12 protein-coding genes and 1 pseudogene are annotated in these 14,386 nt (G+C 74.0%); 6 read left to right on the top strand and 7 right to left on the bottom strand.

The genetic code is table 11. The features are described 5' to 3' along the window. The first annotated feature begins 14 nt into the window (after window positions 1–14). Window positions 15–656, top strand: a complete 642-nt coding sequence (locus ACFV1L_RS09730) for a carbonic anhydrase (RefSeq protein WP_380364547.1) — start codon at window positions 15–17, stop codon at window positions 654–656. A gap of 222 nt (window positions 657–878) precedes the next feature. Here ACFV1L_RS09730 and ACFV1L_RS09725 read toward each other — a convergent pair whose 3' ends face one another. Then, complete coding sequence (locus ACFV1L_RS09725; RefSeq protein ID WP_380364545.1) at window positions 879–1,085, bottom strand: hypothetical protein; 207 nt, start codon at window positions 1,083–1,085, stop codon at window positions 879–881. A gap of 16 nt (window positions 1,086–1,101) precedes the next feature. Then, the gene (locus tag ACFV1L_RS09720) at window positions 1,102–1,323 is read right to left on the bottom strand and encodes a hypothetical protein (RefSeq protein WP_380364544.1); all 222 of its coding nucleotides are present in this window, start codon (window positions 1,321–1,323) and stop codon (window positions 1,102–1,104) included. A 486-nt stretch (window positions 1,324–1,809) separates the two neighbouring features. On the opposite strand from ACFV1L_RS09720, the gene ACFV1L_RS09715 reads away from it, so the two are divergent. The 3 genes from ACFV1L_RS09715 to ACFV1L_RS09705 all read left to right on the top strand — a co-directional run bounded on the left by ACFV1L_RS09715 (window position 1,810) and on the right by ACFV1L_RS09705 (window position 5,779). Then, entirely contained in the window at window positions 1,810–2,319 is a 510-nt protein-coding gene (locus ACFV1L_RS09715) for a GNAT family N-acetyltransferase (RefSeq protein WP_380364542.1), read from the top strand. A gap of 1,130 nt (window positions 2,320–3,449) precedes the next feature. Next, window positions 3,450–3,947, top strand: a complete 498-nt coding sequence (locus tag ACFV1L_RS09710) for a hypothetical protein (protein WP_380364540.1) — start codon at window positions 3,450–3,452, stop codon at window positions 3,945–3,947. Then, window positions 3,944–5,779 carry an alpha-keto acid decarboxylase family protein gene (locus ACFV1L_RS09705; protein ID WP_380364538.1) on the top strand — a complete coding sequence of 612 codons (1,836 nt, stop codon included), beginning with the start codon at window positions 3,944–3,946 and terminating at the stop codon, window positions 5,777–5,779. Before ACFV1L_RS09710 ends, ACFV1L_RS09705 begins: the two co-directional genes overlap by 4 nt. Window positions 5,780–5,833: 54 nt before the next feature. On the opposite strand, the gene ACFV1L_RS09700 is transcribed toward ACFV1L_RS09705, so the two are convergent. The 4 genes from ACFV1L_RS09700 to ACFV1L_RS09685 are packed head-to-tail and all read right to left on the bottom strand — an operon-like array spanning window position 5,834 to window position 11,424. Then, the gene (locus ACFV1L_RS09700) at window positions 5,834–7,261 is read right to left on the bottom strand and encodes a carboxylesterase/lipase family protein (protein ID WP_380364536.1); all 1,428 of its coding nucleotides are present in this window, start codon (window positions 7,259–7,261) and stop codon (window positions 5,834–5,836) included. A 19-nt stretch (window positions 7,262–7,280) separates the two neighbouring features. Further along, a complete protein-coding gene (gene surE, locus ACFV1L_RS09695) occupies window positions 7,281–8,339 on the bottom strand; it encodes a 5'/3'-nucleotidase SurE (protein ID WP_380364534.1) in 1,059 nt (352 codons plus the stop codon). Then, window positions 8,336–10,132, bottom strand: coding sequence for a glycoside hydrolase family 3 protein (locus tag ACFV1L_RS09690; protein ID WP_380364532.1), 1,797 nt, complete (start codon window positions 10,130–10,132; stop codon window positions 8,336–8,338). The genes surE and ACFV1L_RS09690 overlap by 4 nt, the downstream gene beginning before the upstream one ends. Window positions 10,133–10,170: 38 nt before the next feature. Continuing rightward, window positions 10,171–11,424, bottom strand: coding sequence for an MFS transporter (locus ACFV1L_RS09685; RefSeq protein ID WP_380364530.1), 1,254 nt, complete (start codon window positions 11,422–11,424; stop codon window positions 10,171–10,173). Window positions 11,425–11,662: 238 nt separating this feature from the next. On the opposite strand from ACFV1L_RS09685, the gene ACFV1L_RS09680 reads away from it, so the two are divergent. Both ACFV1L_RS09680 and ACFV1L_RS09675 read left to right on the top strand, forming a co-directional pair. Further along, entirely contained in the window at window positions 11,663–12,325 is a 663-nt protein-coding gene (locus ACFV1L_RS09680) for a TetR/AcrR family transcriptional regulator (RefSeq protein WP_380364529.1), read from the top strand. A 153-nt stretch (window positions 12,326–12,478) separates the two neighbouring features. Next, a complete protein-coding gene (locus tag ACFV1L_RS09675) occupies window positions 12,479–13,876 on the top strand; it encodes an NAD(P)/FAD-dependent oxidoreductase (protein WP_380364527.1) in 1,398 nt (465 codons plus the stop codon). 60 nt (window positions 13,877–13,936) lie between these two features. Here the strand turns inward: ACFV1L_RS09675 and ACFV1L_RS09670 are convergent. Continuing rightward, a pseudogene (locus tag ACFV1L_RS09670) lies at window positions 13,937–14,386 on the bottom strand (hypothetical protein); the annotation flags it as partial.

The raw sequence follows: 14,386 nt of genomic DNA, 5'->3' as shown, positions 1-14,386 counted from the left end.
CGTAGTCTGCGGGCATGACAGATGCCGCGCAGCTCACTCCCACGGAAGCCTTCGATTTGCTGCTGGCAGGCAACAGCCGGTTCGTCGCCGGCGGCCCCCAGCACCCGAACCAGGACGCCGCCCGCCGAGCCCAGACCGCACCGTCGCAGGCACCCTTCGCGGTGCTGTTCGGGTGCTCGGACTCCCGACTCGCTGCCGAGATCATCTTCGACCAGGGCCTCGGCGACCTCTTCGTGGTCCGCACCGCCGGCCACGTGATCGGCACCGAGGTCCTCGGCAGCATCGAGTACGGCGTGAGCCTGCTCGGCACCCCGCTCGTCGTGGTCCTCGGCCACGACTCCTGCGGCGCCGTCGCCGCCACCCGTGAGGCGGTCGCCGCCGGCACCACCGTCGAGGGCTTCGTCCGCGACGTGATCGAGCGGGTCACCCCGAGCGTGCTCGCCGCGAACGCCGCCGGACACACCGACAACTCCCACTTCATCGACGAGCACATAAAGCACACCGTGACCCTCCTGATGGAGCGGTCGCGCATCCTCTCGGACGCGGTCGCCGCGGGGCGCACCGCGGTCGTCGGCCTCTCCTACCGCCTGGTCGACGGCACCGCCCACGTGGTCACCGCCCGCGGCCTCGACGTCACGGCCCCCGCCGCCGCCTGACCCTCCCGGCTCCCCCGCAGCCCCGGCCCACCCGGCCGGGGCTGCGGCACGTCAGCCGGCCCCCAGCACCACCCCGAACTGCACCAGCGCGACCAGCAGCACCGTCGTGCCCGCCTCGATCCACCGGTACTTCGCCCGGATGATCGCACTGGTCCCGATCAGCGCCGCCACCAGCGCCCGCCAGGGCTCCCGCCCGGACAGCTCGAACTCCCCGCGCAGCGGTCAGTGCCTGGCGGCCAGGTCGGCGAGGGTGTGGACGGTGGTGGGGTCGGTGGCCTGTTTGCCGATGCGGAGGTCGTAGTCGGTGCGGCCTTCGGTGCGGCGGAGGTGGAGGTCGATCTTGGTCTGGAGCCAAGTGACCGCGGCGACCAGGGCGACGGCGCCGAGGGCGATCCGAGGGTCGGTCGGGCGGGTCGGGCAGCAGGTCATCGCGCCTCCCGGCGGGTCAGAGCTTGAACATCCCGGTGAACGGCTGGGTGATCCGCTCCTGGCGGGTGCCGAAGTCGACCAGGACGGCGGTGTCGCCCTCGACGGCGATGGCCCGGCCGAGGCCGTAGGTGTCGTGGGTGACGCGGTCGCCGACCGCGAACTCCTTGCGGGGCGGCTCGACCCGCGGCTTGAAGGGGCTGGTGGGCAGGTGCCGGTGGACTGCTTCGCTTTTCCTCATCCCTGCCAGTATGCGCCGCCGCCGGCGGCTGCGGGCCGTTCGGCACGTCACGGTTCGGCGACTCCCTCGATTCACCCCCGGCCGCGCCGCCGCCCCGGACCGAAACGATCTTCCTTCCGGGCCGGAGAACCTGACGGCAGCTCAGGTCCGGCACCGCGGGGAGCAGGTGCCGGACGGCGAGTACGCGAGGACGGAGCCCGCATCGACGACGGCGCCGACGACAGTGGCGGCGCGAACGCCGTCGGGCCGCCGAGCAGCGTGGTGGGCGGTGACGGCGTCGTGTGCGGAGTACTCGGCGTCGGGTCCGACGGCGGGCGGGTGCCCGCCGCCCCGAACTGCCCGCATTTCGGACGGATTTGACCGCCTTTGGCAGTCGCGGGCTGCTGGTAGGTTCTCCAACGGTCGCCGAGTTCGACGGCGGCTGCGCTTCGGGCCGAGCGGCCTGGCCCGGCCCGGGCCCGCTCGGTCGATCCGTGGAGGAGTCCCGTGCCAGACGTGTCCGTCCGCCTCGCAGGCACCGCCGACCGCCCCGCCGTGGAGCGGCTGTGGCTGATGTTCCACCACGACATGTCGGAGTTCAACGGCACGTTGCCGAACGCCGACGGGACGTTCCGCAGTGAGCGGCTGCACCTGGCGTTCTCCGATCCCGACTGGGTGCCGTACCTGCTGACGGGCGAGGGTGGGGGCGCGGCCGGGTTCGCGTTCGTCCGGGGACTGACCGGCCCGAAGCGGGTGTTGAACAGCTTCTTCGTGGTGCGCGCCGCCCGGCGCAGCGGGGTCGGCCTGCGGGCGGTGCGGGAGATCCTGGCCGGGCATCCGGGGCCGTGGGAGGTCGCGTTCCAGGACGCCAACGCGAGGGCGGTGCGCTTCTGGCGCCGCGTCGCCTCCGACGTCGCCGGGGACGACTGGACCGAGGAGCGGCGCGGGGTGCCGAACCGGCCCGATCTCCCACCCGACGTCTGGATCTCCTTCGACTCACCCGCCGAGCGGCCGTAACCGCTTCCCGCGCCGGACGCCCGGCGGCCCCTGCCCCGAGGAGCTGGCCCGGGGCCCGCCTCGGCAGGACAGGGTGGCAGCCCGTGCGCAGAGGGGCCGGAACCCGGGCGAGTGACCGGCGGGCAGGGCAGGGCGGCTGGTTTCTGTGCGGCTCCGGCGCCAGGAGCGGCGGCCCACTGCTCGGGGCCGGCCGTGCCGAGCATCCGGCAGGCGGCGCGGATGACGGACACACCGGACAGCCCTTCACCGACGCGGCCGAACAGCGGCACGCCCTCGGGGACCAGGGCCGACGACCGGTCGGTGACCCGGATCGGCCGGTCCGAACAACTCCCGATCCGCGGCGCGCAGTTACCGGGCGACGACGGCACCCGGCAGGTTGACACCGGAGCGGGCGAGCTCCCAGGTCTCCGGCTCACGGGCAACCGGAGCCGGCGGCCTCGCCGACAACGACCCGTCGGACGGCGATGCAGGGCGGGCACGCTCCAGCACGTCCCTGGCGACGACCCGCACCCTCACCACGAGGGCACCCCGACCGGGGATCACATTTGCCCTGCGCCACCGCTTCCGGAGAGCCGACGGCGACCACCAGCTCTGCCCGGAGCGGGCGAACTCCCAGGTCTCCCGCTCGCGGGCAACCGGAGCCGGCGGCCTCGCCGACAACGACCCGTCGGACGGCGATACAGGGCGGGCACGCTCCAGCACGTCCCTGGCGACGACCCGCACCCTCACCACGAGAGCGCCCCGGCCGGGTCGCGTTTGCCTGCGCCACGGCGTCCGAAGAGCCGACGGTGAGCACCAGCTGCCCGGAGCGGGAGAGCTCCTGGGCGACGATCGACCGGAGGCGCAGCACCACGACCGCGGCGGCCACCGGGTCGAGCGCCGGTCGGGGCGCGCCGGCGCGGTCGCCCCGGCCGTGGATCACCACCCGCGGGGTGCGGCTGCCTGCGGGCCGCGACGTGCGCCCGCGGATCCGTTCGACGGCACACCATCTGCCGGTGCGAAGGCCTCGGCCGCGCCCCGGGGGCTTCGAAAGGCCGATGCCCGGTTGGCGGGCCGCTCGGCGACGCAGCAACGTGGAGTGCTGAGCCGACCGCATCGCGTGATCAGCCATGCCCACCGAGGAGCCGAGCGTGACCACGACCTCCGCCCGCCCCGCCGCCGTCCCGTCCGTCGCCCAGCTGCCGCAGCCGGGACTGCGGACCAGCGCCGACCTGCTGGGCAGCATCCCGGCGGCGGTCGACAAGGACTTCCCCGACTCCCCCGACTCCCCCGACTTCCGCCACCTGCCCCTTCCCGGACGCCGCCAGGGGCCGCGGCCGGGGCCGGCTCTCCGCGCTCCTCACCACCGACCGGCGTTCACCCCCGGCGGCCCGAAGGCCGACGAGGACGCCCCGACCGGCCTCGACGAGGCCGCCCGGCCCGGCGGACCGGCCGGGATCGCACGGGCGGACGGCACTCGCGGCACGGTCGACGTGAGGCGCTTCGTCCGCACCACGGGCGCGCCGTACGCCGTCGCCCCGTCGATCAGCACCCTGCGGCTGCTCGCCGAGGGCCAGGACCTGCCCCGCCGGTCCAGCGGCGCCCGACCCGCCGTCACCCCGCACCAGAAGGAGGCATCGCACAGATGAGCACCGATGACGAGTGGACGGTCGGCCGCTACCTGGCCACCAGGCTCGAACAGCTGGGCATCCGGCACCTGTTCGGCGTGCCGGGGGACTTCCTCGGCCCGTTCCTGACGATCATGCAGAACACCACCGCCGTGCGCTGGGTCGGCACCCCGACCGAGATGGGCGCCGGCTACGCCGCGGACGGCTACGCCCGGGTACGGGCCGCCGACGCCGCCGCGGACGACCCCGCACGGGGCGTCGCGGCGGTCGCGGTGACGTACAGCGTGGGCGCGTTCAGCCTGCTCAACACCGTCGGCGGGGCGTACGTCGAGGACGTCCCGCTGATCGCGATCAACGCCGGCCCGTCGTACGAGCAGTGGCTCAACTTCCAGGCGGTCGGCCTGCTCACCTCGCACATGAGCCCGCGCCGGGAGAGCAACCTGGACGTCTACCGGCAGGTCACGGTGGACGCCCAGGTGCTCTCCAACCCCGGGCTCGCGCCCTCGCAGATCGACAGTGCGATCACCGCCTGCCTGACCGAGCGCAAGCCGGTCTACCTGGAGGTCATGGAGGACGTCTGGGAGGCGCCCTGCGAGCCGCCGAAGGGCGAACTCCGGGCGCACGAGCGGCCGTTCACCGCCCGCAACCAGGAGATCCTGAACCGGGCGGTCGCCGCGGCGGTGGAGCTGATCCGGAAGTTCGGCACCCCGATCGTCTGGGCCGGCGAGGAGCTGGTCCGCCAGCGCCTGGAGGGCGAGCTGCTGGAGTTCGTGGAGGCCACCCGGATCCAGTTCTGCACCACGGTCGGCGCCAAGTCCGTGGTCTCGGAGCGGCACCCGCTGTTCGCCGGCGTCTACAACGGCAAGGCCAGCCTCAAGGAGATCCGCGCCACTTTCAAGAACGCCGGCTGCCGGATCGGTCTCGGCACCTGGTCCACGTCCAAGAACCTCAACGGCGAGCAGAACATCGGCGACGACTGGATCGTGGCGGCGCGCGGCGGCCTGAGCGTCGGCGCCAAGTACTTCCCCGACGTCCAACTCCGGCAGTTCGTCCCGGCGTTGAAGGACGCCCTGGAGGGGCAGACGTTCCCCGCCGACCACTTCGCGCTGGCCCGCGCGGCCGGCCTGGACGTTCCCGCCACCACCTCCGCGTTCCTGGACTCGCTGAGCTCCGACGAGCACCCGACCGAGCTGACGTACGACAGCTTCTTCAAGCACGTCAACTTCTTCCTGGAGAACCGGGCCACCGGCGGCGACCCGGACGCGCCCTCGCCGTTCACCGTCGTCTCCGACGCGGCGTTCGCGCTGCTCGGCTCGATGAACCTGCGCATCAACGACCGCTCCGGCTACCTGGCGCAGAACAGTTGGCTGTCCATCGGCTACTCGGTCGGCGCGGCCACCGGCGTGGCGCTGGGCCGGCAGCAGGCCATGAAGCGCCCGCTGGTCTTCGTCGGCGACGGCTCGTTCCAGGAGATCTGCCAGGAGCTGTCCACCCAGGTCCGCCAGCACCTGGCTCCGGTGTTCTTCGTGCTGGACAACGAGGGCTTCTACGGCATCGAGCAGATGCTGGTCGACCCCTGCTACTTCAAGGGCGGGCAGTCCGACGGCGCCGACTTCTACAACGTGCTGCACCCGTGGCGCTACGAGAAGCTCGCCGAGGTCTTCGGCTCGGAGAAGGACCGCATGCACGGCTTCGAACTCTCCACCCACGACGAGCTCGACTCCCTCCTGGGGAGCCTCGCCGATCCCGGCAACGACCTCAACCACTCCCCGGTGCTGGCCCGTGTCCGCCTCAACCGGCACGACTACCCGAGCGCCCTGCAGTACAAGATCGACGAGAACTGCCCGTCGTAGCACGGCCGGGCGACGCGTCGGCCCCCGTCCCCGGCGGACGGGGGCCGACGCGCGTCAGGGCAGCCAGACCTCCCGGACGGTGCGCAGCGGGTCGCGCTCGGCCCGGGGCCGGGCGGACCAGCGCATGGTGGTGCGGCCGTCCCCGTACGGGGGCCAGTCGGCGCCCGGGTCGAGGTCGCGGACGAAGGCGGTCCACGCCGCGTGGACGGCGTCGGCCAGGGCCTGCGGCGGGTCGGCGCCGAGGGCCGCGTCGACGCCCTCGGCGGCCAGCAGGTCGAAGGCGAACGGCAGGTCGGTGCAGTGGTAGGCCTGCCCGGCGCGGCCGGGTGCGGTGCCCGACCAGTCGAACTGGTAGAGCCAGGTGGGTCGTCGGCGTTCGGCGCGGGCCTCGGCGGCGGCCAGCGCCGGGGCGCGGAACAGCCAGTCGGTGATCGCGGCGCGGCCGTCCGCGCCGGGGCGTTCGGCGAGGAAGCGGGCGGCGCGGGCGTCGTCCAGGCCGAACGCTCCGAGCAGGCCGAGGAGTTCGGCGTCCGAGGGCGGGGGCTCCTCGCCGGCCGGGGCGGCGAACTCGTCCGCGGTGAAGCCGAGCAGCAGCGGCACGTCCGCGTCGGCCAGCGCCTCGGGCACCGGGACCGGGACCTGGTCGCCGTCGGCGAACGGGGCGAGGTGCAGCGGCGGCAGGTCGTCGCCCTCGGCGAGCGCGTCCTGGAGGGCCAGCAGGTCGGCGTCGGTGGCGTCGCGCAGGGCGGCGGCCGTGGCGGGGACGCCGGTGCGGTCGGCGAAGGCCCGGGTGACGGCCTCGGCGGCGGCCCGGTCCTGCGGGCGCATCACCGCGCCGGAGGCCGAGATCGCCGCCCGGAACAGCCCGCGGGCGGCCGGCGCGGCCAGCAGCGTCTGGACGGCGCCGCCGCCCGCCGACTGCCCGGCGACGGTGACCTTCGCCGGGTCCCCGCCGAAGGCGGCGATGTTGTCCCGCACCCATTCCAGGGCGGCGATCCAGTCCCGCACGCCCCGGTTGTCGGGGGCGTCGGGCAGGTGCAGGAAGCCCTCGATGCCGAGCCGGTAGCCGATCGAGACGACGACCACGCCGTCCCGGTTGAAGGCCGCGCCGTCGTACCAGGGGCTGGCCTGGCTGCCGGCGACGAAGCCGCCGCCGTGGATCCACACCAGCACCGGCAGTCCGGCGGCCGGGGCGAGGTCCGGGGTGAACACGTTGAGGTTGAGGATGTCCGCGCCGGGGATCGTCGGCTCGGGGATGGTGGTGATCTCGGCGAACGGCCGGCGCTGGGCGGTCGGTCCGTAGGCGGTCGCGTCGAGCGGCGCGGTCCACGGCCGGGGCGGCTCGGGCGCGGCGAACCGCAGGGCACCGACCGGCGGTTGGGCGTACGGGATGCCCAGGAAGCGGATGCTGCCGTCGGCCCGGCGCTCGCCGCGCACCGGGCCCGGGCGGGTCTGGACGACGGGGTGGTCGGGGGTGGTCATGCGGGTCCTCCGGTGCGGGTCACGGGCGCGGCGCCTCGTGGTCGATGTAGTGCCGGAGCCGGTTCAGCTCCTGCGGGTCGGCCGTGCGGACACCGTAGGTCCGGTCGGGGGTGACGGGGGTGACGGAGATCCGGCCGTCGCGCAGCAGGGCGAGCGCGTCGGCGTCGGGGTCGGTCTCGGTGCAGGGGTCGCCGGGCAGGTGCTCGCAGAGGCCGAGGGTGACGGCGAAGCTGTCCGCTCCGGCGGGTTCGTAGGCGTGCCACACTTCGCGGCCGCGGCCGACGGTGGTCCAGCGGGCGGGCCCGGCGGGGCGGCCGGCGGTGATGTCGGGGTAGTCGACCTTGAGCGCGAGGCGGGTGCTCAGCAGGTGCCGGTCGCGCAGGCCGGCCAGCAGGCGGGCGGCGTGGTCGGCGGCGGCGCGGTAGTCGGCGGTCGGGAAGGAGGCGCCGCTGTCGTCGCCGGCCGAGGAGAGGGCGACGGCCGGGACGCCCTCCTCGACGGCGGCCAGTGCGGCGCCGACCGTGCCGGAGTCGCTGACCTGGGCGCTCACGTTGGGGCCGGAGTTGATGCCGGTGACGACCAGGTCGGGGCCGTCCGTCCAGCCGGCCTTGGCGGCGAGGCCGGCCCGCAGGGCGAGTTTCACGGTGTCGACGGGGGTGGCGCTGGGGCTGTCGGGGCCGCACGGGCCGGCGGCGAGGCAGACCCCGTAGACCGGGGCGCCGGACGGTGCCCCGGCGCAGTCGTCCCGGTAGCCGGCCGGGAGGTCGGCGCGGCGGCTCAGGGTGAGGGTGCCGGTGTTGCTGACGGCCGTGCCCTTGCCGGACTGCTCCCGCCAGGGCGCCATCACCACGACGTCCGCCCCGGCGGCGCAGAGGGCGCGGCGCACCTCGTACAGGCCGAGGCCGTCGGAGTGGGAGGCCTTGGCGGCCTGCATGGAGTCGTCGTTGGTGAGCAGCACCCGCAGGCCGGCCAGCGGGCGGGGCCGGGCGGCGGGTTCGGCGGCGGAGGCGGTGGCGCTGCCGGCGAGTGCGGCTGCGGCGGCCGCGGCGGCGAGGGTCTTGCGGGCGGCGGGTCTCACGCGGGCGGTCCTTCCAGGTCGAGGCCGGCGCCGTACGGGAAGACCGGGTCGGCGGTGTCGTGCGGGACGTCCGGGCGGGAGGCTTCGACGGCGGCCATCGAGCGCGGCAGTTCGAAGGGCAGCCGCCCCTCGGCGCGGGCGCGGCCGAAGACGACGTCGAGCATCGCCTCGTCGCTCGCGCCCCAGTCGGCGATCAGGGCGGCGGCGCGGGCGGCGATCTCCGGGATGACGGCGGGCCGTTCGAGGTTGATCAGGACGACGGTCGGCACGGTGTCGAGCACCCGCAGGACGGCGGCGAGCTCGTCCTCGGGGAAGTCGAGGCGGCCGGAGTGGAACATCGACTCGAAGCGGTTCTCGCGGTGCTCGTACGGGGTGAACAGGCGCAGCAGGGCGAGGTCGGCCTCGGCCGGGGTGGCGGCCGGGCGGCCGTGGCGGGCGACGGCGGCGGGGTCGAGGCCCTCGGTGTAGAGGCGGGGGGCGGTCCGGGTGACCGGGAGGGTGCGGTCGCGGTTGGTCAGGACGGTGAGCGAGCGGCGCTGGGCGGCGGCTCCGGCGGCGCGGAAGTCCGCCCGGCCGACGGTCTCCTCGGCGGCGTCGGGGTCGACGAAGCGCCGTTCGTCGAACAGCCCGAGCACGAACTTCTCGCGCAGCAGCCGGCGGGCGGAGCGGTCGATGCGCTGTTCGTCGATCCGGCCGGAGCGGACCAGTTCGACGACCACCTCGGGGCACTCCTCGCCGCCGAACTGGTCGACGCCCGCGTCGAGGGCCTTGGCGGCGCGTTCGGCGACGGTGAGGTGCTCGACGCCCCAGGCCCGGGCGCGGTGCGGTTCGCCGAGGATCTCGTCGTCGTTGAGCAGTCCCCAGTCGGTGCAGATGATGCCGTCGAAGCCGAGCTGCTCGCGGAGCAGGCCGGTGACGACGCCGCGGTTGAATCCGAAGCCGACCTCCTCCCAGTCGGTGCCGATCGGCTGGCCGTAGTAGGGCATCATCTGGGCGGCGCCGGCGGCGATCGCGGCGCGGAACGGCGCGAGGTGCAGGTCGCGCAGGCCGCCCGGGTACACCTGCTCCTTGCCGTGCGGGAAGTGCGGGTCCTCGCCGTCCTTCTGCGGGCCGCCGCCGGGGAAGTGCTTGACCATGGTGGCGACGCTGTCCGGGCCGAGTCGTTCGCCCTGGAAGCCGCGGATGTAGGCCTGGACGAGTTCGGAGGTGAGGGCGGCGTCGGCGCCGAAGGTGCCCAGCTGGCGGGACCAGCGGGGCTCGGTGGCGAGGTCGATCTGCGGGTGCAGCGCGACCCGCAGTCCGACGGCGAGGTACTCCTGGCGGGCGGTGTCGGCGAAGCGGTGGACCAGTTCGGGGTCGCGGACGGCGGCGAGGCCGAGCGCCTCGGGCCAGGCGGAGAAGGCGCCGGCGTGGATGGAGGCGCCGATGTTGAGGGTGAAGGAGTGCCGGGGGTCGGTGGAGACGGTCACCGGGATGCCGAGCCGGGTGTCGGCGGCGATCCGCTGCACGGCGTTGTGCCATTCGGCGAGCTGCCGGGGGCCGGCGGTGCCGATCAGGTTGAAGTGGTTGAGTCCCTGACGGCGGATCAGTCCGCTGGTGTCGGCGGGGAAGTCGGGGTCGTCGCCGTCGGCCGCCTCGACCGGGCGGCCGTCGGGGTGCATCGGGATCATGGTGTGGAAGAGCAGGCCGGCCTTCTCCTCCAGGGTCATCCGGGCCAGCAGGTCGGCGACCCGTTCGTCGACGGGCCGGTTGGGGTCCTGGTACGGGTGGACGGTTGTGGTGGTGGTGCGCACGGGCGGGGTCTCCGGGGAGGGTCGGGGCGGACGGGTCGTCAGCGGACGGTCCTGATCGGTACGACCGCGAGCGCGCCGATCAGGATGATCAGCGCGGCGGTCAGGTAGAGGGCGTCGTAGCCGGCGGCGCCGACCACCAGCGAGGCCACGAAGGGGGCGAGGATCTGCGGTCCGGCGTTGGCGATGTTCAGCACGCCGAGGTCGCGGGCGGCGTCGGCGGCGCTCGGCAGCACCAGCGTGACCAGGGCGGTGTCCACGGCCATGAAGCAGCCGAAGGCGATCCCGGCGAGGACGGTGAACAGCAGGATGCCGGTCCAGTCGGGCATCACCACGGGGACGGCCATGGTGATCGCGGCCAGCACGCAGGAGACCGCGACGAACGGCTTGCGCCGCCCGATCCGGTCCGACAGCCAGCCGCCGAGGGCGGTGGCGGCCAGCGTGGAGACGGCGTCGACGGGCGCCAGGACGGCCTGCGCGCCGGCCGCGTCCATGCCGTCGGGCAGGTCGATGTGGTCCTGCAGGATGTAGAACTGGAACAGCGAGACCGCGAAGAAGCCGAGCATCATCAGGAACCGGCCGATGAACGCCCAGCGGAAGTCCGGGACCTTCAACGTCTCGGCGAAGGCGGCCAGTTGGCGGCGCAGCGGGACGGCTTCGACCGGCGGCGGCTTCTCCTCGCGGACCAGTGCGGTGAACAGCACGGCGATCATGCCGATCACCGCGCCGATCACCAGGTAGCCGGTGCCGAGGGAGTCCGGGACGTAGCGGGTGGCCAGCATGACGCCGACCACCGACCCGATCGGGGTGCCGATGCCGACCATCGCGGAGGCCAGGCCGCGGCGCCCCGGCGGGACCCGGTCGGGGACGATCGCGGTGAGGGCGGCCTGGTAGACGTTCATCGCGGCCTGCACCAGGCACCAGACGAGGGTGACCAGCAGGAGCGTGCGGACCTGTCCGAGCAGCGCGAGCGTGCCGAAGGCGGCGAGGCCGCCGGCGAGGATCCACGGGTTGCGGCGGCGGGAGCGGTCGGAGAGCAGGCCGGCCAGCGGGTTGAGGAGGGTGGCGAACACGGCGGCGATGCCGGAGACCAGGCCGAGGCTGCCGACCTTCCCGTCCGGGTCGAGCAGTTCGATCTGGGCGGGCAGCAGGACTCCGCCGACGCCCAGGTAGACCAGGTACAGCGCGGCGTTGCCGAGGGTGAGCATCGGCATCAGCCGTCGGTTCCCGGCGGCCGGGGGCGGCGCTCCGGGGCCGGTTCTCGGGTCGCCGACGGCGGTGTCGGTGGTGGTCATGACCGGCCTCCTGGGTGGCCACAGGTCCCGTGCGTCGCGGGAAGTCTCGGGGGGTGCCCGGGGCGGGCGCGGCTCTGCTCCGGTCGGCGAGCGGGTGGGCCGACCGGAGCGGCTCGGGGGCGCCGTCCGGGGTGCGCACACAGCGAACCACGAAAACCGAGTGGGCAGTAGGTTTTTGTTCTGTGGCCCGGATCACACCGGACCGGGCCGTCCGCACCGGTTGGCTAAGGTGACGGTCATGGACGTCAAGGGCAGGCCGACGACCCGCGGCACGGCACGCGGCACCTACGCGGTGGGCGACGAGCGGCGCTCGCGGATCCTGGACACCGCCGTCGAGCACTTCGCCCAATGGGGCTTCCACGCCGCCTCGCTGGCCCGGATCGCCAAGGACGTCGGCATCACCCAGGGCGGCCTGCTGCACCATTTCCGCACCAAGGAAGCCCTGTTGGTGTCGGTACTGGAGGCCAGCGACGAACACGACATCGAACGCTTCTTCGCCGAGGAGTGCGCCACCGTCGCCGAATGGTTCCACCGCCTGCTCGACCTGACCGCCCACAACGCCCGCCGGCCCGGCCGGACCCGGATGTTCAACGCCCTGGTCGGCGAGTCCGGCGACCCCGAGCACCCGGCGCACGCCTTCTTCACCCGCCGCTACCGCACCCTGGCCGAGGACGCCGCGCAGTCGCTGCGCCGCGGCGTGGACAGCGGCGAACTGCGCCCCGACACCGACTGCCCGGCCGAGGCCCGGCAGCTGCTGGCGATGATGGACGGCCTGCAGCTCCAGTGGGTGCTCGACCCGGAGGCGGTCGACATGCCCGCCCAGCTGCACCGCCACCTCGACCGCCTCTACCGGGCGCTGTCCGCCTCCGGCACCGCCCTGCCGCCCCGCACCACCGACTGAGGCGGCCGACCGGCCCCGCGCACCGGCTTCCGGGCCGCTCCGGGCCCCTTATGTCAACGGCATTGACGTTGATGGTGCCGCGAGGGTCTGATGGCGGACCACGGAGCCCTGAGACCTCCGTGCACCGCAGCCATGTACAAAGGAGCCACCGCCATGGCCGATCCCGTCCGCGCGCTGAAGGACGCCCAGCCCGTTCCGTTCTGGCTCGACGACCCGGCCCGGCCCGCCGCCGCATCCGCCCTGGTCGGCGACGTGCGCTGCGACCTGCTGGTGGTCGGCGGCGGCTACAGCGGACTGTGGACCGCGCTCATCGCCAAGGAGCGCGACCCCTCGCTCGACGTCGTCCTGATCGAGGCGCAGCAGGCCGGCTGGGCCGCCTCCGGCCGCAACGGCGGCTTCTGCGAGGCCAGCCTGACCCACGGCCTCGCCAACGGGTACCAGCGCTGGCCCGGCGAACTCGGCACGCTGGAGCGGCTCGGCACCGCCAACCTGCAGGCCATGCAGGACAGCATCGAGCGCCACGGCATCGACTGCGACTGGGAGCGCACCGGCTCCCTCGTCGTCGCCACCGAGCCCTACCAGGTCGACGGCCTGGCGGAGTTCGCCGAACTCGCCGCCCGGTACGGCAGCCGGCTCGACCTGCTCGACCAGGACGCCGTACGCGCCGAGATCGACTCCCCCACCTTCCTCGGCGCGCTGTGGGACCGCGAGGGCGTCGCCATGCTCAACCCCGCCCGCCTCGCCTGGGGCCTGCGGCAGGCCTGCCTCGACCAGGGCGTGCGGATCTTCGAGCACACCCGCGCGACCGGCCTCACCGACTCCCCGCACGGCATCACCGTCCGCACCCCGTACGGCCGCGTCGGCGCCCGCCGGGTGGCGCTGGCCACCAACGCCTTCCCGTCGCTGCTGCGCCGCCACCGCCCGTACACCGTGCCGGTCTACGACTACGCGCTGATGACCGAGCCGCTGACGGAGCAACAGCTCGCCTCGGTGGGCTGGCGCAACCGGCAGGGGTTCGCCGACAGTGCCAACCACTTCCACTACGTGCGGCTGTCGGCCGACAACCGGATCCTGTTCGGCGGCTACGACGTGGTCCACCGGTTCCGCGGCGGGGTGCGGGCCGAGCGCGACCAGCGGCCGGAGACCTTCGCCACCCTCGCCCGGCACTTCTTCCAGACCTTCCCGCAGCTGGCGGACGTCCGGTTCAGCCACGCCTGGGGCGGCGCCATCGACACCTGCACCCGGTTCAGCGCCTTCTTCGACCTCTCCCACGACGGCCGGGTCGCCTACGCGGCCGGCTACACCGGGCTGGGCGTCGGCGCCACCCGCTTCGGGGCCGAGGTGATGCTCGACCTGCTGGACGGCGCCCGCACCGAACGCACCGCGCTGGAGATGGTCCGCCGCAAGCCGCTGCCGTTCCCGCCCGAGCCGGCCAGGTCGATCGGCATCGGCATCACCCAGTGGGCGCTCACCCGCGCCGACGCCAACGCCGGGCACCGCAACCTGTGGCTGCGCACCCTCGACCGGTTCGGCCTCGGCTTCGACAGCTGAGGCCCCGCTCTCCGCTCCCGCGGCCCGACGGCCCGGGAGCGGAGAACTCCGGCCGCGGCGCTAGCAGTCGGGAACGGTGGCGCCGTTGTTGTCCTTCGCCACGTCGTTTCCCCACCTGGACAGGTAGAACGCCGACACCCACTGACCCGCCGGACCGACGTCCGGATCCGTCTTCAACCACCAGTGGTTGAAGCTCCCGCCGCTCGACACCTCACGGCCCCACGCCTTGCAGTACACGTAGTTGGTGCCCTGGTACAGCGTCCCGGTCGCGGTCGCGCCGGTGGCGGTCGGGGAGGCGTGGACCGCCGCATTGGCGAAGGTGTCCACCCAGTACTTGCCGCTCGGGGGCGGGGGGTTGCTGCCGCCCGAGCAGTCGGGGACGGTGGCGCCGTTGTTGTCCTTGGCCACGTCGTTGCCCCACCTGGACAGGTAGAACGCCGACACCCACTGACCCGCCGGACCGACGTCCGGATCCGTCTTCAACCACCAGTGGTTGAAGCTCCCGCCGCT

It is taken from the genome of Kitasatospora sp. NPDC059646 (assembly GCF_042734615.1).
Classification (GTDB): Bacteria; Actinomycetota; Actinomycetes; order Streptomycetales; family Streptomycetaceae; genus Kitasatospora.
Note: the sequence above shows the minus strand (reverse complement) of the source record. Positions and strands in the feature narration are given on the sequence as shown.

Coding starts and splice junctions, on each gene's coding strand:
- ACFV1L_RS09730 (WP_380364547.1), top strand. CDS start 15: ATGACAGATGCCGCGCAGCTCACTCCCACGGAAGCCTTCGATTTGCTG.
- ACFV1L_RS09700 (WP_380364536.1), bottom strand. CDS start 7,261: ATGACCACCCCCGACCACCCCGTCGTCCAGACCCGCCCGGGCCCGGTG.
- ACFV1L_RS09720 (WP_380364544.1), bottom strand. CDS start 1,323: ATGAGGAAAAGCGAAGCAGTCCACCGGCACCTGCCCACCAGCCCCTTC.
- ACFV1L_RS09705 (WP_380364538.1), top strand. CDS start 3,944: ATGAGCACCGATGACGAGTGGACGGTCGGCCGCTACCTGGCCACCAGG.
- ACFV1L_RS09675 (WP_380364527.1), top strand. CDS start 12,479: ATGGCCGATCCCGTCCGCGCGCTGAAGGACGCCCAGCCCGTTCCGTTC.
- ACFV1L_RS09725 (WP_380364545.1), bottom strand. CDS start 1,085: ATGACCTGCTGCCCGACCCGCCCGACCGACCCTCGGATCGCCCTCGGC.
- ACFV1L_RS09685 (WP_380364530.1), bottom strand. CDS start 11,424: ATGACCACCACCGACACCGCCGTCGGCGACCCGAGAACCGGCCCCGGA.
- ACFV1L_RS09680 (WP_380364529.1), top strand. CDS start 11,663: ATGGACGTCAAGGGCAGGCCGACGACCCGCGGCACGGCACGCGGCACC.